At 51.2% G+C, this 23,385-nt stretch carries 22 protein-coding genes and 1 pseudogene; 13 read left to right on the top strand and 10 right to left on the bottom strand.

Translation table 11 applies throughout. The annotated features are described in order from the left end of the window. Positions 1-4 precede the first annotated feature (4 nt). On the bottom strand, positions 5-886 hold the full coding sequence (locus CR46_RS0116510) for a hypothetical protein (RefSeq protein ID WP_030074519.1): 882 nt from the start codon (positions 884-886) through the stop codon (positions 5-7). A 671-nt stretch (positions 887-1,557) separates the two neighbouring features. Beyond that, positions 1,558-2,508 carry a TauD/TfdA dioxygenase family protein gene (locus CR46_RS0116505; protein WP_051690204.1) on the bottom strand — a complete coding sequence of 317 codons (951 nt, stop codon included), beginning with the start codon at positions 2,506-2,508 and terminating at the stop codon, positions 1,558-1,560. A 218-nt stretch (positions 2,509-2,726) separates the two neighbouring features. Between CR46_RS0116505 and CR46_RS0116500 the strand changes: the two genes are divergently transcribed. From CR46_RS0116500 to CR46_RS0116465, 8 genes are all read left to right on the top strand, one after another. Then, a complete protein-coding gene (locus CR46_RS0116500) occupies positions 2,727-3,749 on the top strand; it encodes an ABC transporter substrate-binding protein (protein WP_030074514.1) in 1,023 nt (340 codons plus the stop codon). Continuing rightward, a complete protein-coding gene (locus tag CR46_RS0116495) occupies positions 3,749-4,606 on the top strand; it encodes an ABC transporter ATP-binding protein (RefSeq protein WP_084180527.1) in 858 nt (285 codons plus the stop codon). Before CR46_RS0116500 ends, CR46_RS0116495 begins: the two co-directional genes overlap by 1 nt. After that, positions 4,603-5,910 (top strand): threonine synthase, encoded by a 1,308-nt coding sequence (locus tag CR46_RS0116490; protein ID WP_051690203.1) that lies wholly within the window; start codon positions 4,603-4,605, stop codon positions 5,908-5,910. The genes CR46_RS0116495 and CR46_RS0116490 overlap by 4 nt, the downstream gene beginning before the upstream one ends. Beyond that, on the top strand, positions 5,897-6,778 hold the full coding sequence (locus tag CR46_RS0116485; RefSeq protein ID WP_030074508.1) for an ABC transporter permease: 882 nt from the start codon (positions 5,897-5,899) through the stop codon (positions 6,776-6,778). Before CR46_RS0116490 ends, CR46_RS0116485 begins: the two co-directional genes overlap by 14 nt. 35 nt (positions 6,779-6,813) lie before the next feature. Beyond that, entirely contained in the window at positions 6,814-7,833 is a 1,020-nt protein-coding gene (locus CR46_RS0116480) for an ABC transporter substrate-binding protein (RefSeq protein ID WP_035536957.1), read from the top strand. A 182-nt stretch (positions 7,834-8,015) separates the two neighbouring features. Further along, complete coding sequence (locus CR46_RS0116475) at positions 8,016-8,855, top strand: MoaD/ThiS family protein (RefSeq protein WP_030074503.1); 840 nt, start codon at positions 8,016-8,018, stop codon at positions 8,853-8,855. A 138-nt stretch (positions 8,856-8,993) separates the two neighbouring features. Beyond that, positions 8,994-9,917 carry a sulfurtransferase gene (locus CR46_RS0116470; protein ID WP_030074501.1) on the top strand — a complete coding sequence of 308 codons (924 nt, stop codon included), beginning with the start codon at positions 8,994-8,996 and terminating at the stop codon, positions 9,915-9,917. A 112-nt stretch (positions 9,918-10,029) separates the two neighbouring features. Further along, positions 10,030-11,208: a YeeE/YedE family protein gene (locus tag CR46_RS0116465; RefSeq protein WP_030074499.1), complete on the top strand. Its 1,179-nt coding sequence runs from the start codon at positions 10,030-10,032 to the stop codon at positions 11,206-11,208. Positions 11,209-11,264: 56 nt separating this feature from the next. Here CR46_RS0116465 and CR46_RS0116460 read toward each other — a convergent pair whose 3' ends face one another. The 7 genes and pseudogenes from CR46_RS0116460 to CR46_RS0116435 form a co-directional block, all read right to left on the bottom strand. Beyond that, positions 11,265-12,086 carry a MetQ/NlpA family ABC transporter substrate-binding protein gene (locus tag CR46_RS0116460; protein WP_051690202.1) on the bottom strand — a complete coding sequence of 274 codons (822 nt, stop codon included), beginning with the start codon at positions 12,084-12,086 and terminating at the stop codon, positions 11,265-11,267. Positions 12,087-12,095: 9 nt separating this feature from the next. Continuing rightward, the gene (locus tag CR46_RS0116455) at positions 12,096-13,151 is read right to left on the bottom strand and encodes an isopenicillin N synthase family dioxygenase (protein WP_198023741.1); all 1,056 of its coding nucleotides are present in this window, start codon (positions 13,149-13,151) and stop codon (positions 12,096-12,098) included. Between the two features lie 120 nt (positions 13,152-13,271). Beyond that, complete coding sequence (locus CR46_RS0116450) at positions 13,272-13,928, bottom strand: methionine ABC transporter permease (RefSeq protein WP_035536934.1); 657 nt, start codon at positions 13,926-13,928, stop codon at positions 13,272-13,274. Then, positions 13,906-14,352 (bottom strand): NIL domain-containing protein, encoded by a 447-nt coding sequence (locus CR46_RS18705; RefSeq protein ID WP_420038470.1) that lies wholly within the window; start codon positions 14,350-14,352, stop codon positions 13,906-13,908. The genes CR46_RS0116450 and CR46_RS18705 overlap by 23 nt, the downstream gene beginning before the upstream one ends. A 153-nt stretch (positions 14,353-14,505) precedes the next feature. Next, a pseudogene (locus tag CR46_RS18700) lies at positions 14,506-15,039 on the bottom strand (ATP-binding cassette domain-containing protein); the annotation flags it as partial. Continuing rightward, positions 15,036-15,902 carry a MetQ/NlpA family ABC transporter substrate-binding protein gene (locus CR46_RS0116440; RefSeq protein WP_030074489.1) on the bottom strand — a complete coding sequence of 289 codons (867 nt, stop codon included), beginning with the start codon at positions 15,900-15,902 and terminating at the stop codon, positions 15,036-15,038. The gene CR46_RS0116440 and the pseudogene CR46_RS18700, both read right to left, overlap by 4 nt. Positions 15,903-16,227: 325 nt before the next feature. Further along, on the bottom strand, positions 16,228-17,070 hold the full coding sequence (locus CR46_RS0116435; RefSeq protein WP_030074488.1) for an AMP-binding protein: 843 nt from the start codon (positions 17,068-17,070) through the stop codon (positions 16,228-16,230). Positions 17,071-17,389: 319 nt separating this feature from the next. Between CR46_RS0116435 and ssuD the strand changes: the two genes are divergently transcribed. From ssuD to epsC, 5 genes are all read left to right on the top strand, one after another. Continuing rightward, positions 17,390-18,526, top strand: a complete 1,137-nt coding sequence (gene ssuD / locus CR46_RS0116430) for an FMNH2-dependent alkanesulfonate monooxygenase (protein ID WP_030074486.1) — start codon at positions 17,390-17,392, stop codon at positions 18,524-18,526. 53 nt (positions 18,527-18,579) lie between these two features. Further along, a complete protein-coding gene (gene ssuE, locus CR46_RS0116425; protein WP_030074485.1) occupies positions 18,580-19,155 on the top strand; it encodes an NADPH-dependent FMN reductase in 576 nt (191 codons plus the stop codon). 18 nt (positions 19,156-19,173) lie between these two features. Next, positions 19,174-20,127 (top strand): sulfonate ABC transporter substrate-binding protein, encoded by a 954-nt coding sequence (locus tag CR46_RS0116420; protein ID WP_030074484.1) that lies wholly within the window; start codon positions 19,174-19,176, stop codon positions 20,125-20,127. A 118-nt stretch (positions 20,128-20,245) separates the two neighbouring features. Then, positions 20,246-21,493 (top strand): acyl-CoA dehydrogenase family protein, encoded by a 1,248-nt coding sequence (locus tag CR46_RS0116415; RefSeq protein ID WP_030074482.1) that lies wholly within the window; start codon positions 20,246-20,248, stop codon positions 21,491-21,493. Positions 21,494-21,538: 45 nt separating this feature from the next. After that, a complete protein-coding gene (epsC, locus tag CR46_RS0116410) occupies positions 21,539-22,477 on the top strand; it encodes a serine O-acetyltransferase EpsC (protein WP_030074481.1) in 939 nt (312 codons plus the stop codon). On the opposite strand, the gene CR46_RS0116405 is transcribed toward epsC, so the two are convergent. Beyond that, the gene (locus CR46_RS0116405; RefSeq protein ID WP_030074480.1) at positions 22,466-23,380 is read right to left on the bottom strand and encodes an AraC family transcriptional regulator; all 915 of its coding nucleotides are present in this window, start codon (positions 23,378-23,380) and stop codon (positions 22,466-22,468) included. The genes epsC and CR46_RS0116405 overlap by 12 nt on opposite strands. Between the last annotated feature and the right edge of the window lie 5 nt (positions 23,381-23,385).

Below are 23,385 nucleotides of genomic sequence, written 5' to 3'. Positions count from 1 at the left end.
AACGCTAGCTAGATTGCAGCTGAAAGTTTTTGTAAGGATTGTCTTCGCTCGCAATGGAAAGAGTAGACAATACATATGACTTTTGTTTAGTGGGGCCTTTAGGGTTTTCCAAACGTTCACCGGTGTAGTATAAGATGTGGTTATTAACTTTTGCAGAAGCTAATGTCATGATATGGTCAGCATGACTGGAGGAGAGCATAAAAGGTGTGCTTGAAACTTTATTAGTTGAATCGATACTATAAAGAGAGATTGTATTGCTGTGTTCATCATATCCTGCTGGTACAGCATAACCCTTCACTGGCGTCGGTTTAAGTGTTGCAAACGTTGGTGCACAATACTGACCGCTAACTAGGATTTCCACTTTTGGCTGTTTTTTGTTATCTATTTCAGGTGATACGGTAAACGGATGCTTAATAGGTCGTGCATTTTTTTTATTAATGAATTTTTCAGAGTGTTCTTTAATAAATTCTTCATCTTCAGGTGATTTATGATTGATATAGTTGATGCTTAAAATGTCTTTTTGTGTGATGACGGAATGCGTTATTTCGTAAGCTATTCGGGCGAGTTTTCGTGTTAATTTTTCTTGGTGAGGCTGGTTTCTTAAAAATAGCATGCCGATATATTTGTTCTGGTTTTCTCCTTCTGTTGCTATGAAAAATGTATTTTCGATACTGATGCTGTTATCTGGTATTGATGCTTCGATGTAGTTTGATAAAATCCCTTGTAAATGATAAGTGAAATCTCTTATATCAGTTTTTTCGAGGTTTTCAGGTGTGCATACAAGACCATTGGCATACTGAATTTTTATAGCATCTTCTAATGAAACGACTTTAATGATGAGATTCTTTGGGTACTGAAAATGCGTTTTCATTTGTTCTTTGGGCATGTTGTTCCTCAATACTTTGGGACCGAAAGATTTAGGTGTTTCTAATAATAATTAATTTTTTGCGGTAGGATGCACTGCCGCTTTTTGCTTGTTTGGTACCATATGTGCTTAAAAATAAGTTATCAGCTACTACATATGCGCAAAAGGCTAAATAGACGCAGGTTTTAGCGCTATTTTCTAATTTAGAAACGATGACTTGAGTGCGCGTGATGAGCGTACAAGCGACAGTGCTTCACATCGAGTGGTATCGTGCCGAGGAGTCCGGTAAATGCCCAGGCATTGCCTGTTCGTAGCAATCCTAGCTGTATAGTCACTCGTACTAACTCTCGATTGAGCTGGTCGACAGTGGCCATGAGATGATTTTTGAGCTTTTCTTCGGCCTCTATTTGTTATTTTTGTGTCAGTGTAAGTTAACAGTTGGCTTTGGTAGAAGGCCGAGTAGGATGACCCCAGTTTTATGATAGGTGTAACCCTTACGCAACAGCTATCGAAGTCCTTCGGTGTCGGCCCGCACATTAGTATAAATATAAGCTTAATTAAAAAAGCCTACCTAGTTTTACTAACCACTGATTTTAAATTGGGTAAAGAAGAGTGAAAAATGTCATGGATAGCACTCTTAATAGGCGATAAGTTGACTATTCACCTACCGTCTTAGGTGACTCTGTCTGTTACTACCCCACTAACCCCCATTCTACACTGTTCTCAGGCTTGGTAAAAAATGGGCGGTCGCCTTTAACCGTGACACGCTCGCCCCGCCGTGCCTGCCCGGAGTAATCGAAAATGGCCCGGTGCTGGGTGCAGCGGTTATCCCAAATAGCCAGGCTGTTGGGTGTCCAATTTAGGCGCACGGTAAACTCTGGCGTTTCCTGATGGCGATAGAGAAACTCCAGCAGCGCCTGACTCTCTGTGTGGGAAAGCTCAACAATCTCCCGAGTAAAACCGCGATTGACAAACAGGCTTTTGCGCCCGGTTTCAGGGTGAGTGCGCACCACAGGATGCACCGCCTCAGGGTAGTCCGCGCCGTTCTTGAAGCCAAATTGACTACGATCTTTAGCCGCTTGATGACCGTAATGGAGGCGATAAGTAGCTTCGCCGGAGTGAACGGCGGTTAAGCCTTCAAGCAGCGATTGCAAGGCGGGGGAAAGTGCTTCATACGCGGCATAACCGCTGCTGAACAGGGTATCGCCGCCATATTCAGGCACATCGCGTAGGTACAGCAAACTTCCCAGCGGTGGCTCTACATCGCAAGAAACATCCGAGTGCCAGTGGCCGCCATTAACCGCACGCTTACCGCTGCGAATAGCTTTCGGGTCGTTAGACGAGTTGGCATCGGCCTCAATGGGAAAAATTTCCGGGTAGCCCTCAGGGCCTTTCGCCATAGGGTGAACGTGGAGGTCGCCAAAGCGTTTGCCCAGTGCAATATGCTGATCCCGCGTGAGAGTTTGATTACGCAAAATAACTACCTGGTACTGCAGAAATAGCGACTTAAGCGTGGCAAAACCTTCGTTATCCCGATTATCGAGAACCAGGCTGGCGAGATCTAACCCTTCAATTTCGGCACCGATATGACCGCTTAAAGGGCGTACACGAAGAGTGCTCTGTGAGCGTTGTAATTGTGTCATGTGTGTTGCTCTTTTTAAATGGAGTGTGAACCCACTATCGAAGCATCAGGTCATGAACCCAAATAATTTAAATAACCGCCCTTTTTATGATTTAGATGTCAGCATAAAGTGAATAAGTATTTCAGTTATTCGCTGATAAAGACTTCTCGAAAACTCACTTCTGAGTAATATCGGAGCGCCATAAGGTGGCCTGACATTTAATGCTCAGGAGCACCGTTATGTCTCGAACTCTCATTAGTAAATCTGTTACTGCCTCTGGTTTAGCCACGCTGTTGGCGGTGTCGCTGGCAAGTGCAAGCCCCGCTCAAGCGGCAGAACAATTGCGTATCGCCGAACAGTTTGGCATCACCTATCTACTGCTCCACGTTGCCCGTGACCAGGGCCTGATTGAAAAGCACGGTGCCGAGCGCGGTGTGGATATCGATGTGGAGTGGTTGCAGCTTTCAGGCGGGGCGGCCGTGAATGATGCGCTGCTCTCTAACAGTATCGATATTGCCGGGGCTGGGGTGGGGCCGCTGTTAACGGTGTGGGATCGCACTCATGGCAACTTGAATGTGAAAGGCATCGCTTCCCTAGGCGAGTTCCCTAATTTTTTGATCACCAATAACCCCGATATTCAGACGTTAGAAGATATTGATGACAATGACCGTATTGCCGTGCCTGCAGTCGGTGTATCTGTTCAGTCACGTTTCTTGCAAAAGGCGGTCGCCGATACTTTTGGGCAGGATCAGTTTGATCGGTTAGAGGGCAATACCGTTGCACTGCCTCACCCAGATGCCACGGCGGCGCTCATCAGCGGCGGCACCGAGATTAATACACACTTTTCATCCATCCCTTTTCAATACCAGGCCTTGCAGCAAGAGGGCATTCACAAAATTACCGACTCCTACGAAATTCTAGGCGGCCCTGTATCTCCGACGGTGCTTTACGCCACCGAAGATTTTCGCAATAAAAACCCTGACATCTATGCTGCGTTCCTGGATGCACTGGATGAGGCCAGAGCGGTAATAGAAGAAGACCCGCGGGAAGCCGCTAATATCTACAAACGAGTGACAGGCACGCAGTTAGATATCGATTTCTTGGAGTCGATTATTACTGACGAACAAGTAAGCTTCTCTCTGGTGCCGAACAACACTTTCCCGTTGGTAGAGTTTCTGTTTGACGTTGGCGCTATTCAGAATGAGCCCACTTCATGGCAGGACTACTTCTTTGAAGATATCCATGCCTGGGAGGGAAGCTAATGTCACTAGCCCTTCGTAATCGCCATGTGCTGGGTGAGGCCTCGCTGGATCGCGAGGCTTATTCACCGACAAATACGTCATCCGCAGCAGCAACTCCCAGGCTGGCAGTAGACAACGTTACCCTTGAATACCGGACTCGCCAACATGTCGTGAAAGCGACCCAGCAAGTGAGCTTTAACGTGCAGGAAGGGGATCGGTTTGTACTACTGGGGCCATCCGGTTGTGGCAAGTCCACGCTGCTCAAAGCCATCGCCGGGTTTTTAACCCCCGCAGAAGGCGGCATTCGTCTGGATGGCAACACCATTCATGGCCCAGGGCCCGACCGCATCGTGGTGTTTCAAGAGTTTGATCAACTGCCCCCCTGGAAAACCGTCAAGCAGAACGTCATGTTCCCGCTGGTGGCTTCGCGCACCTTGGGGCGCAAAGCGGCAGAGGTGCGTGCGTTAGAAACGCTAGAAAAGGTTGGGCTGGGGCGTTTTGCGGATGCCTATCCACATACGCTTTCCGGTGGCATGAAGCAGCGTGTGGCCATCGCCCGTGCGCTGGCCATGCGGCCACGGGTATTGCTGATGGATGAACCCTTTGCCGCACTCGATGCGCTCACCCGGCGCAAAATGCAGGAAGAGTTGCTGGCGTTGTGGGAGCAAGAAGGCTTTACGCTGCTGTTTGTCACCCACTCTATTGAAGAAGCCCAGGTAATAGGTAACCGGGTACTGCTGCTTTCACCCCATCCAGGCCGGGTACGCGCTGAGCTAGGCTGCGCTGACGATAGCCTGCACAGCTTGGGCAGTGAAGCGACCAAAGCGCGCACCCAAACCATTCATCGGCTGCTATTTGAAAACGAGGTGGCCCCATGAGTGCGTTCGTCAGCCCGCGTGTAGATGAAAAAGTCACTCCCTTAGCAGGCCAACGTTATAGCTATGTTGAAGGGCTTTACTGCCCGCGCTGTGCTGCTGAATATGCCCATCAACACGTTCAACAGCTGTGCCAGTGTGGCTCGCCGCTGCTGGTGCGTTATGACTTGGAGGCGCTCAAAGCGTCATGGTTGAAGGCGGATCTTGCCTCGCGCCCCTGGAGCCTGTGGCGTTACCACGAGCTGCTGCCCGTGACGTCGCCAGACGCCGTCGTCAGCCTAGGTGAAGTGGTCACACCGCTGATCGAGTTGCCTGTGCTGGGTGCCGATATGCGCTTGGATCACTTGGTCATGAAAGACGAAGGGCTGCTGCCCACGGGGTCATTTAAAGCGCGGGGCGCGGCGGTGGGTATATCTCGCGCTAAAGAGTTGGGTGTTACCCACTTAGCCATGCCAACCAATGGTAATGCCGGTGCCGCGTGGTCGTTATATGCCGCCCGGGCAGGCATTAAAGCCACGATTAGTATGCCGGTAGATGCCCCCTTTATTACTCGTCAAGAGTGCGCGGCTGCAGGTGCCAGCCTAACGCTGGTCGATGGGGTGATTAGTGATTCAGGTAAGCAGATTGGCGAGTGGGTAAAAGCCACCGGCCACTACGATGCTTCCACCCTGAAAGAGCCGTATCGCATTGAGGGCAAAAAGACCATGGGGCTGGAGTTAGCCGAGCAGCTCGGCTGGCAGTTGCCGGATGTGATTCTTTACCCCACCGGCGGAGGCGTGGGGCTGATCGGTATTTACAAAGCCTTGCAGGAGCTACAGACGCTGGGATGGGTCACCGGCAAGCTGCCGCGGCTAATTGCCGTGCAAGCCAATGGTTGCGCGCCCATTGTGAAGGCGTGGCAAGAGGGCGCTCGGGTATCGGAATTCTGGGAGCGCAGTCATACCCATGCGTTTGGTATCAACGTACCCAAAGCACTAGGGGATTTTCTGGTGTTAGACGCTCTATATGCCACCGGTGGTCGCGCCATTGCCGTAAGTGAAACGGCGATTCGCTGGGAGCAAACCCGGGCGGCTCAGTTAGAGGGTACCTTTGTTTGCCCAGAGGGTGCCGCTGTTCTCGCTGCTGCACGGGAGTTAAGCACCCTCGGCGAAATCGGCACTCATGAGCGTGTAGTGGCGCTGAATACCGGCGCAGGCATCAAATACCCGGATAGCCAATCGTTTCACGTTGACGTGCTGGATAAACAGAGCGCTATTCCCACTGCAGGTTTCACTACTACGTCAGGAGATTCACATGAGCGTACATGACCTGCGTGGCCCCGTTGATCCACGGGTTGATCGCTTCTTTGATCTACCGCCCGTTGATGTGCGCGAGCTAAAAGTCGCTCGCAGTGTTGGCCAGCGGCTGTGGGATCAAAGCGTAGTGCGTAAAAGCGTCATTCTGGTGCTGTTGGTAGTCGCCTGGGAGGTGGTTGCCAGGGTACAGAACAATCCACTGATGTTGCCCAGTGCTATGGAGACCTCGAGTGCACTGTGGCATGGGCTGGCGTCAGGCGTTCTATTGGCACGGGTAAGTGCATCGCTGAGCGTGCTGCTAAAAGGTTTTGCCTTAGGTGCGTTTCTCGCCTTGGCGTTAACGACCTTGGCGGTCTCAACGCGTATTGGGCGAGACTTGCTCACTACGTTAACGTCCATGTTCAGCCCGCTGCCTGCCATTGCCCTGTTGCCGCTGGCGCTGCTGTGGTTCGGCCTGGGCGAGGCCAGCTTGATCTTTGTATTGGTGCACTCGGTGCTGTGGGCCATGGCGATCAATATTCACGCAGGCTTTCAGGGCGTTTCAGAAACGCTGCGTATGGCAGGGCGTAACTACGGGCTCAAGGGGCTGCGCTATGTGGCCTTCATTCTGATTCCTGCAGCGCTTCCCGCGCTGCTGGCAGGGTTAAAAATTGGCTGGGCGTTTGCCTGGCGCACCCTGATCGCCGCCGAGCTGGTGTTTGGTGCTTCTTCAGGCAAAGGCGGGCTTGGCTGGTACATCTTCCAGAACCGTAACGAGCTTTACACCGATAACGTTTTTGCAGGCTTGGTCGTCGTCATTGTGATTGGCCTGCTGGTGGAAAACATAATTTTTGACAGCGTTGAGCGCCTAACGGTGAAGCGCTGGGGGATGGTGCGCTGATGACGTTAATTACGACCTCTACTCAAGGACAACCTATGAAAACGTTATGGGCTAAGAAAGCGTTACGTTATGGCGCATTGGGCATCATCACCCTGGTGGGAGGCGCTAGCGCCCATGCAGAAGAGCGTGGCGAAATCAGTATCGCTCAGCAATTTGGTATCGGCTATTTGCTCTTGGATGTTATTCAAGAGCAGGCGCTAATTGAAAAGCATGGGCGCGAGCAAGGGATTGATATTGACGTTGAATGGCGCACCATTTCGGGTGCCACCGCCATGAACGAAGCGCTTTTGTCAGGCAGTTTAGACGTTGTGTCTGCTGGCGTGCCGCCGATGTTAACTGTTTGGGATCGTACCCAGGGGCGACAAAATGTGAAGGCAATAGCAGCCTTGGGATCGCTTCCCAACCACTTGTTAACCAATAATCCAGATGTGCAGGATTTAGAGGATTTTACGGATCAGGACAGGATTGCCGTGCCTGCAGCAGGTGTTGGGTTCCAGTCACGAACGCTACAAATCGAAGCAGCACGCCGTTTCGGTGCTGAAGATTTCCAGCGCTTTGACCAAATCTCTATCAGCTTGCCTCATTCAGAGGCCACCGCGGCCCTCATCTCAGGGCACTCAGAGATTAGTGCGCACTTTTCAAGCCCGCCATTCCTGCATCAAGCGCTTGAAAATCCTAACGTAAGATCGGTCATCAGTTCCTACGATATTCTTGGCGGCCCGGCGACTTTTAATGTGCTTTACACTACCGAGGCCTATCGAGAGGAGAACCCGAAAACCTATCGCGCTTTTTATGATGCTCTGTTAGAGGCCGCAGAAATCATCAATAGTGATAAAGATGCTGCGGCTGAGACGTTTATCAATGTTCAGCAGTCGCGACTAGACCCCAAGCTAGTGCGCAGCATCGTTAATGACCCTGAAATCACGTTTACGGCGTTTCCAGAAAGAACCTTTATTTACGCAGAAGAGCTGCATAACTTGGGCGTTCTAGAGCATCAAGCCGAGTCATGGCAAGACTACTTCTTTGAAGAAGCGCATGAGCATCCAGGTAGTTAACATTGAACCCTGTCATTCGTAAGTTTTAAGCGCTCAAAGCAGGCAGCAAGGACTTGAAGCAAAAACACAATGAGAGAGGACAAGGATGAAAAATCAGTTGAAATTAATGGCTAAATGTCGATTGTCCATCGGCTCGTTAACACTTTCGCGCTTTTTTAAATCCCCATCGGGAGGATAACGTCATGCCATTAACGCAAGTTACCAACTATCTTAACGAACACCTTTATATCTTTAATCCCAACGCCAGTTTGCAACACCATGCGGCATTCCATTGGGAGGATGGGCGGATATGGGGGCAGCTTTACAATTTGACGTTGTATCCATCACAGCAGCCTATCTTCTCATTGGAGCGGTTAGATATTGCCGCTTGGGAAGCAGGGGTAGAAATTCGTGACCAACACGACGTACCGCACCCATCAGACTGGCTCTATTTTTTATCGTGGAACCAGGAAGATGTGGTTTTTTTAGACCGTTTTCTACGGGTTCTGCATGCCCTCAATCATTTGGCTCTGAATGGGGCTAGCACCAAACCGCTAATTGTCGATGTGCACTGGCGTCATATCCAGGCCGTCGAGGTATCTCATGGCAGTGTATTTGAAAGCTTGTTAACCCAATTGGGCCTGCATCCTAGCCAAGTGGTCTTGCGGCTAGATGGCTCAGTGGTACTGGAAGAGGAGCATGCTCAGGCCGCTGCGCATAGCTTTCATCAACGAGGCTATCCGCTATTGGCGCAAGCTGTGCCGTTGGGTACTACTTCGAAGGAGTGGCAGCGCTTGAAGCAGAACGGTATACGCTGGGTAACACCACCGCCGGATGCATTGCCGCTGGCGCGCAAAAGCCGCGAACACTTCCCCCGCTTAACGGAGTGGAGCAAGGATGCGAGACTCGCAGGCTTAAAAGTGTGGTGGCCAAAACTTGATCGACCTGGCGACTTGGGAATTATGACGCAGTTGGAGCCGACGTTGGTGAGTGGTGAGCAGTTGAGTGAGTTTAGTATCTCTGAAACAGTAACAATTAGATAAATTCCTCTCTACCTTTTTTATTCGGTAGCTTTAGTTTTTAAATCTTTAATTCAGAAAACTATATCGCTTAAAAATATTTATTTAGCTTGGCGAGTCTTCACTACTATCTCATAGTAGGTTAAACAAAAGGGGACGGTAATGAAAATTCAACACTATATTGGCGCATCGTTTATTAGCACATGCTTGGCTGTGTCGGCTGCCAGTGCTGCTGATAGCGAGTTTTTGGTCAGCACCGAGTGGCTCGAAAATAATCTCGAAAGTGAAGACTTGGTGGTTTTTGAAGTCAGCGTAAATCCAGGTGTGTACGAGCGGGGCCACATACCCGGCGCTGTCAATGTTAGCTGGCATACGGACTTAGTGGATACGGTTAACCGTGACATCGTTAGCCAGGAGAACTTCCAGTCCTTACTTCGGGATGCAGGCGTGTCTGAAGGTGACACCATTGTTCTTTATGGGGATACCAATAACTGGTTCTCGGCATGGGGGGCTTGGGTATTTGATATTTATGATGTCGCCAACGTTAAGCTACTGGATGGCGGTCGTAATAAATGGGAAGCCGAAGGCCGCACGTTAACGCCTATCGCACCGACGCCTGACGCAGGTGACATTACCATTGCGAGTGTCAATTCAGAGCTGCGCGCCTTTTTACCTGATGTGTTAGCGGCGGCGAAAAATGAAGTGGATGTAGACGTTGTTGATATTCGTTCAGCGGATGAATATACGGGTAAAATTTTCGCGCCGCCGGGTGTGCAGGAACTGGCGGTTCGTGCTGGCCATGTGCCCGGCGCTGTCAATGTACCTTGGGGCAATGCAGTGGCAGAAGATGGTACTTTCAAATCCGTTGAGGAGTTGCGCCAAGTCTATGCAGATGTTGGCATCAACGGTGATAAACCTATCATTACCTACTGCCGTATTGGTGAGCGTTCCAGCCACACCTGGTTTGCCTTGAGCAAACTGCTGGGATACGACGTGCGCAACTATGATGGTTCATGGACCGAGTATGGTAATGCCGTTGGCGTCCCTGTAGCTAACTTGTCAGGCACTGTATGGGGTGGTCAGTAAGCTGTAGCGTTTTAGTGTTCCTCTTCCTTGGAGTTCAGGCAGTGCGTTTGCACTGCCTTTTTTATGGATGAACACTTTTTATTGGCAAGTAGAGATGATTAATAGGGACTTTATGTCGAATTTTCAGAGCGATAGGGTAGGTAGGATCAGCTCTCCGCCCGCTCGGCAGTGGCTATTTCCTTTACTGGTAGTGGCAGGGGTTGTTCTCTTTGCCAAATGGGTAATCGCGCCTAGCGATAGCGGTCATCTTGAAATGTCACTTTGGCTTGGGGTGTCGTTTGGGGCGTTACTACAGCGTTCACGGTTTTGCTTTTATTGCGTATCAAGGGATTTTTTTGAACGGCGTGATGCGGCTGGGCTGCTCGGCATTGTGGCTGCGTTGGCGGTCGGCTTAGTGGGTTACCATTTTATCTTTGGTGCGTTTCTGCCAATGCCTCGTGCTGATCGTTTACCCCCTGGGGCACATATTGGCCCTATTAGCTGGGTGTTGGTGGTGGGGGCGTTTACCTTTGGCATCGGCATGTCATTAGCTCGCTCCTGTGTCAGTGCTTTGTTTTATCGGTTGGGGGAAGGCATGGCAACCGCACCCATTGGATTGCTGGGTGTCATCGTTGGGTTTGCGCTTGGCTTTGCCAGTTGGAATACGCTTTATCTTCAAGCGATACAAAGCGCGCCGGTTATTTGGCTGCCTCACTATTTAGGTTATGAAGGGGCATTGTGGTTACAGCTGGTCGTGCTGGCTGCCGTGGCGTTGGTATTGGCGTGGCGCCATCAAATAATGCCTGCATCGAATACAACTTTGTGGTGGCGTAAGCGTTGGCCAACCTGGGCAGGCGGACTTCTCATTGGTGCTTTAGCCGCACTGGCTTACCTTAGGGTGGGCCCCTTTGGTGTTACGGCGGAAATTGGCAGCTTAGCGCGAACAGGAGCAGATGCTTTTGGCTGGCTACCGGCTCGGCTTGAAGGCTTGGATACCTTCAGGGGGTGCGCCACTGTTATTAAGGAAACGCTCTGGAGTAATAACGGCTTATTTGTTATCGGTGTGACCTTAGGTGCGGTTGCCTCGGCACTTTCAGCTGGCGATGCAGTCTTCAAAAAGCCCTCTTTTAAAGAGCTCACGCGGACATTTGCTGGCGGGGTGCTGATGGGGTGGGGAGCAATGGTCGCCCTCGGCTGTACGGTCGGTACGTTACTTTCCGGCATTATGGCGTCAGCGCTGTCAGGCTGGGTCTTTGCCGTCTTTTGTATGGCGGGGCTTTACCTGGGATGGCGTGTTCAGTACCGCAAATAATGGTGGCGTGGCTCATTCTGATACCAACAGGATGAGCCACATACCGCGTTCACTTCTTAGTGAACAGGAAGTACAGCACCGTCATAATGCTCGCGAATAAAATCTGCTACCTGCTCTGACTCCAATGCGTTAGCAAGTGATACAAGGCGCTCATCGTGGGCAATGTCTTGACGAGTTACCAGTATATTGGCGTAGGGATTGTCGAGAGCTGTCTCCAATACCAGCGCATCTTCATCAGGCGTATAACCTGCTTCTAACACCCAATTGCCGTTGACGATCGCCGCATCGACATCTGCTAATGCACGCATTAATAGCGGCGCATCGATGGGCACTATCTCAAGCTCATATGGGTTTTCGGCAATATCTAGCTCCGTTGCTTGTGTTAGCTCCGCTCGGCTAACGCCTGGTGCCAATGAAATTAATTCGGCATCTTCTAATAAAAAGAGGGCACGACTTAAGTTGGTTGGGTTATCCGGTACGGCGATACGGGCGCCCTTGGGCAATGCTTCCAAGGTGTCATGCCGGCTTGAGTAAATGCCTAACGGTTCGATATGTACGGTAGCAATCACCGTCAGTGGCTGTGAAAAATTCGTACTATCTGTTTCCAGGTAAGGCACGTGCTGAAAAAAGTTGGCATCGATATCACCACCGGCTAAAAATCCGTTTGGGTTCATTTGGCCGGTAATCTCGATAATCTCGAGAGAGAGGTTGTTAAGCAGTTGATCATCAGCGAATTCGAGGATGTCCGCGTGAGGCAATGAAGAGGCCATGATAGTCAGTGTTTCTGCCCGTTCGTTCGCTTGGAGTGTCATCGAGAGCGCCCCCATAACCAGGCCGCCCAAAGAATGGGTAATATAATGATGGTATTGAGTGTTCATACGGGTTCCTTAAGAAACAGAATGAGATGAGAGGTCAGGATAAAAGCGTTCAGCAACATCAGGATGTGATCGTAACCGGCCCTTTAGAGCGTTAGCGCCGATGTCACGAAAGAGCGGGTTGTCGGGGTCGCTTTCCGGGCCTAGTGCATCTTTGGCCAAGTGCTCGGGTAGCGGTAAAAGCGGCACACTGCCTTCCAGGCTAGGGGACAGAAAATAGCCAATGGAGTAGCGAGTGACCCCCGCATCGGGTACCAACACTCTATGTAGCGTGGCGCGCAAGTAGCCATTGGTGGCGAGTTCCAGTATCTCACCGATATTGACGACCAAGGCTCCTGGCATCGGGGGGGCATCGAGCCACTCGCCATTTCGCTTCACCTGCAACCCTGGATGCTCATCTTGTAACAACAGAGTGAGAATGCCCGCATCTTTATGAGGGCCTACGCCCTGGCGCTCATGTGCCTGGTGGCTTCCGGGGTAGCGAATAAGCTTAAGAAGTTGCGCTGGGGCTTTATCGATAAGCCCGTCCAGCGCTTCTTCAGGCTGCTCAAGGGCGACCGAAAATGCGCGCAGCAGTTGTATGGCCACACTGCGCAGCGTTGCAGACCATTCAAGCGTTACTTCACGTAACTCCGGCAGCCTTGAAGGCCATTGATTGGGCCCTTGTAATCGTCGCCATGCAGGGGCATCGGGGGAAATTTCAAGGGCGGGTAACTCAGCACCTATATCAATTTGCTCTCGGCGGTCGGGCACCCCCCGGGTCAATTCATGGCCTAGTTGGGTATAGCCACGAAAGTGCGGCGAGTTGGCCATGCTGATGGCATTTTTTTCTGCTTGTGGTAGCGCGAAGAAGCGCCTGGATACCTGCCATATTTGTTGAATAAGAGTGTCATCAACCCCATGACCAACAAGATAGAAAAAGCCAACATCGCGGGCCGCATGACGCAAATTGGCTAGAAAGTCCTGGCGTCGATCCATACAAGTGAAATCACGCAAATCAATAACAGGTAACGTGGGCTGTTTACGTGAGGCGCTAGCGGTTGCACCGCGACGCTTGTTTGTCATCATGTTTCCTCGTTAGTACTACGCTGAAGATCCTGCTCTAGCGCCATGGTGAAGCCATGCTCTTTCCCCAAAACCATTTTCTAAATAGATTGGGGGCTACAATTAAGATTTAGAAACATTGGCTTACCTATTCTTTAAAAGGTAAACATAGCGATCCCCGGCATACTGGATGATGGCAACAATAGCGATAAGAATGGCAATAACGGCAAGCATCACGGTGGTGTCGTAACGCTGGTAGCCGTAACGAATCGCTAGGTCGCCTAACCCGCCTGCACCAATGGCACCTGCCATGGCAGAGGCAGAGATCATGGCCACAAGCGTGATGGTGAAGCCGCCGATAATCCCTGGTAAGGCCTCAGGCAGAAGAACGTTGAATATGATATGGCGCTTTTGGCAACCCATCGCCTGGGCAGCCTCAATCACCCCTGAGCTGACTTCTCGCAAACTCACCTCGGCGATGCGCGCAAAGAAGGGCGTCGCGCTGACAGTAATAGGCACAACGGCTGCCCAAACGCCAATAGTTGTACCAGTAATCAAGCGGGTAAGCGGGATCAGCGCGACCAGTAAAATGATAAAGGGTGTTGCGCGGAATCCGTTGACAATGCTGCCTAGCACTCTATTAACCAGCGGCGCTTCAAAAATTTGCCCCTTGGCGGTGGTCACCAAAATGATCGCTAGCGGGATACCCACAAACCAGACAATCGCCGCTGATACACCCACCATATAAAGCGTATCGAGAAAGGCTTGCCAAAGTGCATCAAGCATTCGTTGGGACAGCATAGCCGAGTACCTCCACGGTTGAGACAAGGTCATTAATAGTTTCGAGGCGTTGTGTTAGCTCGTGTTGCTGGTAGGGCAGGCTGACAAGTAGCTCGCCTTGTGGGTGACCTTGAAGCCGGCCAATGCCACTCTGCAGTAGTCTGAGATCACCACCTAAGCGCTGGCTGAGTATTCCCAGGGGCAGGTAGGTGGCTGCGGTTCCATCGAAAAAAAACTTAACAATCGCTCTGGAAGTGTTATCCGCGGGTGTGGCAGATATCGCCTGAGCAATGTCGTCGGCTATTTTAGGTTTTAATGGCGCCAGTAACGCCTGGGTAGCTTCGTGTTCAGGGCGCCCAAACACTCGCCAAACAGGCCCCAGTTCAGCCAACGCGCCGTCCTCAAGTACCGCCACACGGTCACATATTTGACTAATCACTGACATCTCGTGAGTAATCAGCACGACGGTCAATTTTAGCGTTTTATTGATCTCTTTGATCAGGCTCAAAATGGATTGCGTCGTTTCAGGGTCGAGTGCCGAGGTCGCTTCGTCGCATAGCAGAATTTCTGGGTCTAGCATCAGCGCACGGGCAATGCCAACGCGCTGTTTTTGTCCGCCTGAAAGGCGAGAGGGGTAAACATCTTCTTTTCCCTCGAGCCCTACTAGGCGCAGAAGCTCTTGTGCCCGTTGCCGGATGCGCTGCTTATCTCGAATACCCGCGGCTTTCAGCGGAAGTGCTAGATTCTCAAATACGGTCGCTGATGAGAGTAAATTAAAGTGTTGAAAAATCATCCCAATTCGGCGGCGTAGTTTAACGAGGCCGTTTGTATCCAGTGACTGGATATCGGCGCCATTAATCAACACTTTTCCGGTAGTGACATCTTCAAGGCGATTCAGCGTACGTATCAGGCTCGATTTACCCGCACCACTCCTCCCGATAATGCCGAAGATCTCTCCTTGGAAGATATCCAAATTTATATCTTTAAGCGCCTCTACTCGTCGCTGACCAGATACATAGGTTTTACCGACACCTTCAAGTCGCAGGTGCAGAGGGTTAGTGGGGGATGTTTTTTGGCTATCAGCAGCCCCCGAAGGGGCTGCCTTACGATAGGGGGCAACGGCAATATTCATTCACTCAGCTCCAGGGGAGGAAAGTCTTCCCATGCCAATTGATATAGCGAGCTATCACCGAAGGCTTCTTCAAGAGAGGCCTTTACTTCAGGTGCCTGGTGGTAGATTGAAATGAATTGATGAATAGCGGGAGCATCTTCATTATCAGGATGCACAACGAAACGCAGTGCGAAAGTGTGCGTGTCGTCAATATGGAATAGCAGTGCATCTGCAGGATCCGTCACGCCGGAAGATTTGATGTAATGTGGGTAGCTAAGAATAGCGGCCACATCTTCAAACGCGCGGGGTAGCTGTGGCCCCGGCAGCTCTACAAAAGAGAGATCCAACGGGTTGTCTTCAATATCGTACAGGCTGGCATGGTAGCCGATGCCTTCGGGCAAGGTGATTAAACCAGCTTGCTCTAACAGTATTAACCCCCGGCCTTGGTTGACAGGGTCATCGGCCACTGCAATGGTACTGCCTGCAGGGATGTCTTCTGCTTTATCAAAGTCCTTTGAGTAAATACCCATCAAGCCCTCAACCCCATAGGCGAGTGGGGTTAAATCGAAGCCACGCTCCTCCTCGGCATTGGTCAGAAAAGGCTCATGCTGAAAGTAGTTGATATCGATATCTTTGTTTAGCACGGCGGTATTAGGAAGCACCCAGTCGCTAAACTCCGTGACCTCAACATTGATACCTTGCTTTTTAGCAAGGTCAGCCGCGACATAGACTGAATCGACAATCAGCCCATTTGAGACAACGCCAATCCTGACATCGTCAGCATTCACCTGTGAGGCAGCGGCTAAGGGAACTAGCAGGCTGGCCAGCCAATATTTTTTGGATTGGGCAAAAGAGAGGGTGGCAGTGAAAGAGGGGGTTCGCATAATGGTCTACTCAATAGTGGTCAGTAATGGCAGACCATAAATGACTGGGCCAACGTTTAAAAATAGTTATGAAAACTTTATAAATAATGATTAGTAAATCATTTTTAATGATACGCTCGGTGAATCTTGTTGTGGTTGCTAGTGAGTAATTTAGTAGGATTTTAAGATGATTATTAAAATAGATATACGCAATAAAGATTTTTAAAAACTCTAGCGGTAAAGTAAGGTTGAAGTGTGTAGTGTCCCAGTGGAGTGTACCTTTTAACCGCTTAAATGGCTGATGCCAGTTAGGCGGTTTTTTTATGCGTAATGCTTTTGTTTTTTACTAGTAGGGTGAGGTGAGCTGTCTTTCCAAATGCTGTAAGTAGTTCCAGCCCATCAAGCGACTGATAACTTTCTTGGCGGCGTTAGTGAGAGCGGGTGCATCCTGTTGGCTACTCCAGCGGTAGAGCGCTTGCTGTTTAGGTGGAAGCGAGGTGAAGTATTGCTGATTCTGTGAATAGATATTCTGTCGCAGGCTAGGGGAGCCGATGATGCTCGTTATCAAGGCGGCCTGGCGATCTTTAATCGCCGTATGTCTGTTTTCAGGTAGCACGAGTGCCTCGCCTGAGGTGAGCCAGTGACTCAGGGTGTGTTCTACGCTATTAGGGCGCTCGGTGCCTTCTTCAGCCCAGAAGCCGCGTGGTGCTAGGCATAGTGCTACACGGCTTGGTGCTTTGTGACAGATAGTTGGACTGGCTAAAGCGAGCGGTAGCTGGCTAAACGCCTCAAAGGTGTTTTTTCTAGACAACAAGCAACTGCTGGTAACGTTAGGTCGAGGCGTGTTGAAAGGTGAAACGGGGCGCGTAGTAACGACATATAAGAGCTGTTGCTGATGGCAAGCTGCTAAGAAGTTTGCCGGCTCGTTTAATAACTCGCTGTCAATCAACACCGGCCTGCAATGGCTAATATAAGCCGCCAACATCCCAAAGAGAAAATCAGCGTTGAGCGTACCGCAAAAGCCGATATGAGCGTTGGTCGCTAAGCCATGATGACGCATATTGGCGGCGAGGTTTTCTGCTTCCCGTAGTAGGTCGATCCATCGCCAGCGTCGCCATTGACCATGGTTAGGCTGCCATAATGCCGTCGAAAGAGGAGTGGTGCCTGCCCAGTGTCTCAACTGGGTCATGTTGCTAAGGTTTGAGTGCGTGTGTGACTCACAACATCGCGCATTAGGTAACGAGGAGAACGGGGTTTTCAGACTCGGCATCTCGTTGTTCATCCGGATAAATATAACTAAAAAATATAACTTGAGTGGGCAGGTAAGCTAAATAATTTAAACAGAAGTAGTCATCAGGTTTATAGCATTAGGTTTGCTTGCCTCATGCTGAAATAGATATCTCATAAAGTGATTTGTTTGGGTCTTATCCATGTCTTTATGCTGTCGGTAATCAGTGCTTAATGCCCTTTGCAACCTGGCTACAGGTTATTGACAGGATGATGACGCGATGAGTTTAGATGTTTTCTGGTTTTTGCCTACGTCTGGCGATACGCGCTATTTGGGAAAAGGTAGTGGGCGGCCACCCAGTAACGCTTACTTGCAGCAAATAGCGGTTGCCGCAGAGCATCATGGTTATGATGGCTTGCTCATTCCCACCGGCGCCAGTTGCTTAGACCCTTGGGTGGTGGCTGCAAGTTTAGTGCCCGTCACTCAGCGAATTAAATTATTGGTAGCGTTGCGTACCTCTATTTCAGGCCCCACCGCATCCGCTCGCCAGGCGGCAACGCTGGATCAGGCGCTAAAAGGCAGGCTGTTGCTTAATGTTGTGCCGGGCGGCGATGCCGCTGAGTTGGCTGCCGAAGGTGTTCACTTGACCCATGACGAACGCTACGAAGTGGCTGATGAATTTCTAACGGTTTGGAAACGGCTGCTGGAAGGTGAAAGTGTTGATCATCAGGGCAAGCACTTTCAGATTGAGGGTGCCAAGAATTTCTTTAATCCTGTCCAGAAGCCTTACCCGCCGCTTTACTTTGGCGGCTCTTCCCCTGCTGCCCATCAATTAGCCGCTAAGCATGTTGATGCCTACCTCACCTGGGGTGAACCGCCTGCCGCTGTTGCTGAAAAGATTGCCAATGTGCGCGCAGAAGCGGCCAAGTACGGGCGCGAAGTGAAAGTTGGCGTGCGCCTCCATGTGATTGTCAGAGAAACCCGCGAAGAGGCCTGGCAAGCGGCAGACAAGTTGATTGCCAACCTGGATGACGAAACCATCCAAAAAGCCCAGGAGAATTTTTCGCGCATGGACTCTGTGGGGCAGCGGCGTATGGCGGAACTGCACGGTGGAAGACGCGACAAGCTTGAGATTAGCCCTGATCTTTGGGCGGGTGTCGGGCTGGTAAGGGGCGGTGCCGGAACGGCGCTGGTGGGGGACCCGGAAACCGTGGCCCAGCGTTTGCAGGAGTACGCGGATTTAGGCGTAGATACGTTTGTGCTTTCGGGGTATCCGCACCTTGAAGAGGCGATCCGCTTCGCTGAACTCGTTTTCCCTTTGCTGCCTGGCAAACAGGCGGTGACAGAAGAGGGCGTATTTACTGGGGGTGCGTTTGACGCGCGTGCGACGCAATCCCGTCAAGCCTCAGCCTCGTAAATCAGTTTTTCTACCCCTGACATCTTAACTATTTTGTGCTTAAGGAGTTTGTTATGAGTGTTGTATTAATTGCAGGAAGCCCTGGAAGCTTGTCACGTACCTCAGCGTTAATCGACTTTATCAATAAGGAGCTACAGGAACAGGGAATCGAAACAGACGTATTCAACGTCAATGAATTTGACGGTAATGAAGTGTTTTTCGCCGATTTTAACGCGCCTCAAATTGTTCGATACCGGGAGGCGATTGCCAAGGCCGATGCGGTGGTGTTGGCAACGCCCGTTTACCAGGCCTCCTTTTCAGGGGCACTTAAACTGCTGCTGGATTTAATACCTGAGCGTGGGCTGAAAGGCAAAGTAGTGTTGCCGCTTGCCAACGGCGGCTCTGACAGCCATCTACTGGTGATCGATTACGCGTTAAAGCCGGTGTTGTCTGCGTTAGGGGCCAGCAATGTATTGGGCGGTGTCTACGTCAACGCGAAACAGCTCACCCTTGATAGTGAAAAGCGCTATCAGGTAGGGGAAGAGGCAAGCGCTCGCATCAGTCGCTCTATTGAAGAGCTGATTGAAACGCTCCCCAGTCAGAGTTCCGCATCAGCGAGTGCCTACCAGCGCTCTGTTGCCTACGCTTAATTTTCAGTGGGATTAACTATGATTAAACGAACAGCCTTATCTGCCGCTGTACTATCTGGAGTGTTGGCTTTGTTGCCGCACTCGTTGTTAGCAGCAGACGACCCTGAAACGCTGCGGATTGGCTACCAGAAATACGGCACCTTGGTACTGCTTAAAGAGCGCCAAGCGCTGGAAGAGCGATTTGCTGATCGTAATATTAATGTCACCTGGACGGAGTTTCCTGCTGGCCCGCAAATGCTGGAAGCCCTTAATGTAGGCAGCATTGATTTTGGCACGGTAGGTGAAACACCGCCGGTCTTTGCCCAAGCTGCCGGGGCGGATCTTGTGTATGTGGCCCACCAGCCCCCAGCGCCTCAAGCAGAAGCGATTCTTGTGCAAGAAGATTCGCCCATCCAAAGCGTTGCCGAGCTGGAAGGCAAGCGCGTTGCGCTAAACCGCGGCTCGAACGTTCACTATTTATTGGTGCGCGCGCTACAGGATGCCGGTTTATCCATTCATGATATTAGGCCAGCCTACCTACCCCCTTCGGATGCACGCGCTGCATTTGAGCGCGGCAGCGTCGATGCCTGGGTTATCTGGGAACCCTACTTGGCGGCGGCCGAAGATGCGCTGGGCGCACGAATCCTAACAGATGGCACGGATCTAGTGAGTAATCATGAGTTCTATATTGCCGCAGGGCCTTTAGCGGAACAGTACCCGCATGTGGTTGAGGATATTGTTGAAGAGCTGCAGACGCTGGACGTATGGGCGGCGGATAACCTGCGCGAAGTGGCAGAGCTTTTAGCGCCTTCCATCGGCCTTGAGCAGGATGTGGTATATGTGGCCGCGAATCGTGCAAGCTACGGTGCTCAGTATCTTTCTGATGAAGTGATTGCCCAGCAACAGGATATTGCCGATACCTTCTTTGAACTGGAGCTGATTCCACGCGAGCTGGATATCCCTTCTGTGGTATGGCGGCCTAGCGATGAATAATACACCGTATCCATACCCGCTAAACGTGGTTGAGCCTCAATGTGCCTGGGCCTGCGTTTTACCGTTTGATGGTTCTTTTTTCTGGTTTTGGCATTAATGCATTGAGGAGAGTGGCCGCATGAGCATTGCAAATGCCTACCCAGATCAGTCTGAACGATTGAGAGCGGTGGATCCCTCGCGAGACGCTCTGTCGAGCAATGATCAGCAGCATTGGCTGACCATTGCTGATCAGTTGGCAGCGCGCCTAGCCGAAAGTGCCGTTGAGCGGGATCGCCTGGGTGGGCATGCCTCTTTTGAGCGCGAGCTGATTCGTGACAGCGGTTTGCTGACATTGGCTGTACCCACTGAATATGGCGGTCAGGGGCAGCCATGGTCACTTGTTTATCAAGTAGTCAGACGCTTAGCCAGGGTGGATTCAGCGCTTGCCCATGTATTCGCTTTCCACCACCTGCAAGTGGGGTCGGTATTACTTTACGGCAATCAACATCAGCAGCAGCGACTGTTAACCGCCACCGCTCAAGAACATCTTTTCTGGGGCAATACCCTTAATCCGTTGGATAAGCGCACCGTCGCTACCGAGCGTGGTAATGGTGGCTTTATCCTGCAAGGCAAGAAGGGGTTCTGCTCAGGGGCAAGAGGGTCAGACTATTTGACCGTCTCGGCGTGGCATGAGCCGACCCAAACCCTGGTGATTGCGGCGGTGCCCACTCATCGTCCTGGCATTACCGTACATGATGACTGGGACGCTATCGGTCAACGGCAAACCGATAGCGGTACCGTGAGTTTTGAGCAGGTGGAGGTTTTCGAGAGCGAAGTGCTGCTACCGCCTGGTTTTGCGTGGTCCCCGTCGGCTCAGTTTCGCGCCTGTTTAGCCCAGTTAGTGTTAGTCAATCTATACGTCGGCATTGCCGAAGGGGCCTTTGAGGAAGCAAAGCGCTTTACGCTTGAGCAGGGGCGACCCTGGTTAGCCTCTGAAGCAGCTCAAGCGGAAGATGACCCATACCTTCAGCGCCACTTTGGTGAGTTGTGGGTAAAGCTGCGTAGTGCTCAAGTATTGGCCGATATAGCAGGCGATATAGCCCAGCGCCACTTTGTGAAACGTACCGCTATTAGTGCTGAAAACCGGGGTGAGGCTGCAATTGCCACTGCAGAGGCGAAAGTCGTGGCGCACCAAGCGGCGTTGGATGCTAGCAGCCGGTTGTTTGATATTGCAGGTGCAAGGGCGACTGCGCGGCCTTTGGGGCTGGATCGTTTTTGGCGCAATGCACGTACCCATACACTCCATGATCCGGTGGATTATAAAATACGCGATCTAGGCCGGTGGGCACTGCTGGATCAGTATCCTGTGCCAACGTCTTATTCGTAGTCAGGGCAAACTATCAACGCTTGAAAAGAAGAGGCCCACGCTGAGATGAGTGAAAAAAACCACAATGAGCCATCTCCATGGCCATTAGACAGTGTGGTGGCAGAGTTACGCCAGGTGAGACACGAGTGGCGCGAGCGCCAAGGGCGGGAGACCGACCTGGGCACCCGGGAGCTTCCTGCTCACCGCCATATACATGAGGTGATTGATGCCCTGTGCGGCATCTTATTTCCTATGCGCTTGGGCCCCTCCGATCTCAAAAAGGAGAGTGAGGATTTTTATGTGGGGCATCAGCTTGGTCACGCGTTGAATATTCTGGCGACCCAGGTGCGTTTAGAACTGAGTTGCCAGCAGCCGCGCCTGGAACCCCAGGCTCAAGATCGTAAAGCGAATGAATTTGTCCGTCGTTTTGCCACCCTGCTGCCTGCACTACGTCGGCAATTAGATCAGGACGTGATAGCTGCCTATCGCGGCGACCCGGCAGCATCCTCGGTAGACGAAATTTTGCTGTGCTACCCAGGGCTATTAGCCATTATTCATCATCGCATCGCGCATGTGTTCTATGGGGAAGGGCTGAGAATCATCGCCAGAATTATTGCCGAAAAAGCCCACTCGGTGACCGGTATTGATATTCATCCTGGCGCAACGATTGGCAGCCATTTCTTTATCGACCACGGCACGGGGGTTGTGGTCGGTGAAACGGCGGTCATTGGTGAGCGGGTACGCCTTTATCAGGCGGTGACGCTAGGCGCGGTAAGATTCGATGAGGATGATCAGGGTGCACTCACCAAAGGCGAGCCACGCCACCCCATTGTGGAAGACGACGTGGTGATCTATGCCGGTGCCACCATTCTTGGCCGTATCACCATTGGTCGCGGCGCTGTAATTGGTGGCAACGTTTGGCTAACCCGCGATGTACCTCCAGGGAGCAGGATTACTCAGGCGGTACTGCGGCAGTCGGTGGATGATCACCCTTCAGGCGGATAGCTGCTTAGTATGACGGCGAAAAGCACCGGGTGCTTCGCCATAAAAGCGTGAAAAGGCACGAGTAAAGGCAGCCAATGATTTATAACCAACCAAATCGGCTGCCTCTATCACTGAACGATTGTTGTGCAAGTGACGCGCGGCCATTTTCATCCTCAACATTAACAGCACCTGCCCCGGTGATTGACCAGTGCAATCGTTAAAGTGTTTAAAAAAGGCAGAACGCGACATGCCCACTGTGTCAGCCATGGTTTGCAGTGTCCAAGCGGCATCGGGTTCGGCGACCAAGCGTTCCAATAAAGGAAGCAACGTGCTCGAAGAGACTAGCGCAAACACACCACCTAGCTCCTCCAAATGTTGCAGGCGCTCACGCAGTACATAAAGCAATAGCAAGTCGCTTAAACGCGTTAATAAACTGGGAGAGGGCGACTGTTCGCGCTGTGTTTCTTCAACAATAAGAGAAAAGATGACCGGTATTTGCGGCATGCTGATGGATGATTGGCGGAAAATAATAAAGTTGGGTAAATCCTCTATTACCCACTGGCCAATACCCGGCGCTACTTCAAAAAAGCCACAAACTAAACCGGTTTCGTTAGTTGAGTGGGGAGTGAACGGCTGCATCTGCGTCACGGGTATTGCTGTTAACGCAGATGTCGCTTCGCTGCTTGACAGCCAAAAAGGTACGTCGCGGAGTATTAAGACACCATCGCCTGCCGTGAGAGGCTCTGGTGCTACTCCTTCAAGATGTAGCCAGCAATTCCCAGAAACAACCAAATGAAAGCTCGCGTTGGCATGCCCATGAGACGAGGCTTTCCAGCGACCGCAATAATTGCCGGTATGAAAAAGGCGCGCCTTTGGGTCAATAAATTCTAATAACCAATCGGTAGGAGAACGTGAGTAATTCATATAAC

Source organism: Vreelandella neptunia (genome assembly GCF_000712975.1).
Classification (GTDB): Bacteria; Pseudomonadota; Gammaproteobacteria; order Pseudomonadales; family Halomonadaceae; genus Vreelandella; species Vreelandella qaidamensis.
Note: the sequence above shows the minus strand (reverse complement) of the source record. Positions and strands in the feature narration are given on the sequence as shown.

What these genes read in the sequence shown, in the direction of transcription:
- CR46_RS0116460 (WP_051690202.1), bottom strand. Translation starts at nt 12,086, where the DNA reads ATGAACACTCAATACCATCATTATATTACCCATTCTTTGGGCGGCCTG.
- ssuE (WP_030074485.1), top strand. Translation starts at nt 18,580, where the DNA reads ATGAGTGTTGTATTAATTGCAGGAAGCCCTGGAAGCTTGTCACGTACC.
- CR46_RS0116485 (WP_030074508.1), top strand. Translation starts at nt 5,897, where the DNA reads ATGAGCGTACATGACCTGCGTGGCCCCGTTGATCCACGGGTTGATCGC.
- CR46_RS0116510 (WP_030074519.1), bottom strand. Translation starts at nt 886, where the DNA reads ATGCCCAAAGAACAAATGAAAACGCATTTTCAGTACCCAAAGAATCTC.
- CR46_RS0116405 (WP_030074480.1), bottom strand. Translation starts at nt 23,380, where the DNA reads ATGAATTACTCACGTTCTCCTACCGATTGGTTATTAGAATTTATTGAC.
- CR46_RS18705 (WP_420038470.1), bottom strand. Translation starts at nt 14,352, where the DNA reads ATGTCAGTGATTAGTCAAATATGTGACCGTGTGGCGGTACTTGAGGAC.
- CR46_RS0116465 (WP_030074499.1), top strand. Translation starts at nt 10,030, where the DNA reads ATGTCGAATTTTCAGAGCGATAGGGTAGGTAGGATCAGCTCTCCGCCC.
- CR46_RS0116480 (WP_035536957.1), top strand. Translation starts at nt 6,814, where the DNA reads ATGAAAACGTTATGGGCTAAGAAAGCGTTACGTTATGGCGCATTGGGC.
- CR46_RS0116415 (WP_030074482.1), top strand. Translation starts at nt 20,246, where the DNA reads ATGAGCATTGCAAATGCCTACCCAGATCAGTCTGAACGATTGAGAGCG.
- CR46_RS0116435 (WP_030074488.1), bottom strand. Translation starts at nt 17,070, where the DNA reads ATGACCCAGTTGAGACACTGGGCAGGCACCACTCCTCTTTCGACGGCA.
- CR46_RS0116455 (WP_198023741.1), bottom strand. Translation starts at nt 13,151, where the DNA reads ATGATGACAAACAAGCGTCGCGGTGCAACCGCTAGCGCCTCACGTAAA.
- CR46_RS0116490 (WP_051690203.1), top strand. Translation starts at nt 4,603, where the DNA reads ATGAGTGCGTTCGTCAGCCCGCGTGTAGATGAAAAAGTCACTCCCTTA.
- ssuD (WP_030074486.1), top strand. Translation starts at nt 17,390, where the DNA reads ATGAGTTTAGATGTTTTCTGGTTTTTGCCTACGTCTGGCGATACGCGC.
- CR46_RS0116500 (WP_030074514.1), top strand. Translation starts at nt 2,727, where the DNA reads ATGTCTCGAACTCTCATTAGTAAATCTGTTACTGCCTCTGGTTTAGCC.
- CR46_RS0116420 (WP_030074484.1), top strand. Translation starts at nt 19,174, where the DNA reads ATGATTAAACGAACAGCCTTATCTGCCGCTGTACTATCTGGAGTGTTG.
- CR46_RS0116450 (WP_035536934.1), bottom strand. Translation starts at nt 13,928, where the DNA reads ATGCTGTCCCAACGAATGCTTGATGCACTTTGGCAAGCCTTTCTCGAT.
- CR46_RS0116505 (WP_051690204.1), bottom strand. Translation starts at nt 2,508, where the DNA reads ATGACACAATTACAACGCTCACAGAGCACTCTTCGTGTACGCCCTTTA.
- CR46_RS0116440 (WP_030074489.1), bottom strand. Translation starts at nt 15,902, where the DNA reads ATGCGAACCCCCTCTTTCACTGCCACCCTCTCTTTTGCCCAATCCAAA.
- CR46_RS0116470 (WP_030074501.1), top strand. Translation starts at nt 8,994, where the DNA reads ATGAAAATTCAACACTATATTGGCGCATCGTTTATTAGCACATGCTTG.
- CR46_RS0116495 (WP_084180527.1), top strand. Translation starts at nt 3,749, where the DNA reads ATGTCACTAGCCCTTCGTAATCGCCATGTGCTGGGTGAGGCCTCGCTG.
- epsC (WP_030074481.1), top strand. Translation starts at nt 21,539, where the DNA reads ATGAGTGAAAAAAACCACAATGAGCCATCTCCATGGCCATTAGACAGT.
- CR46_RS0116475 (WP_030074503.1), top strand. Translation starts at nt 8,016, where the DNA reads ATGCCATTAACGCAAGTTACCAACTATCTTAACGAACACCTTTATATC.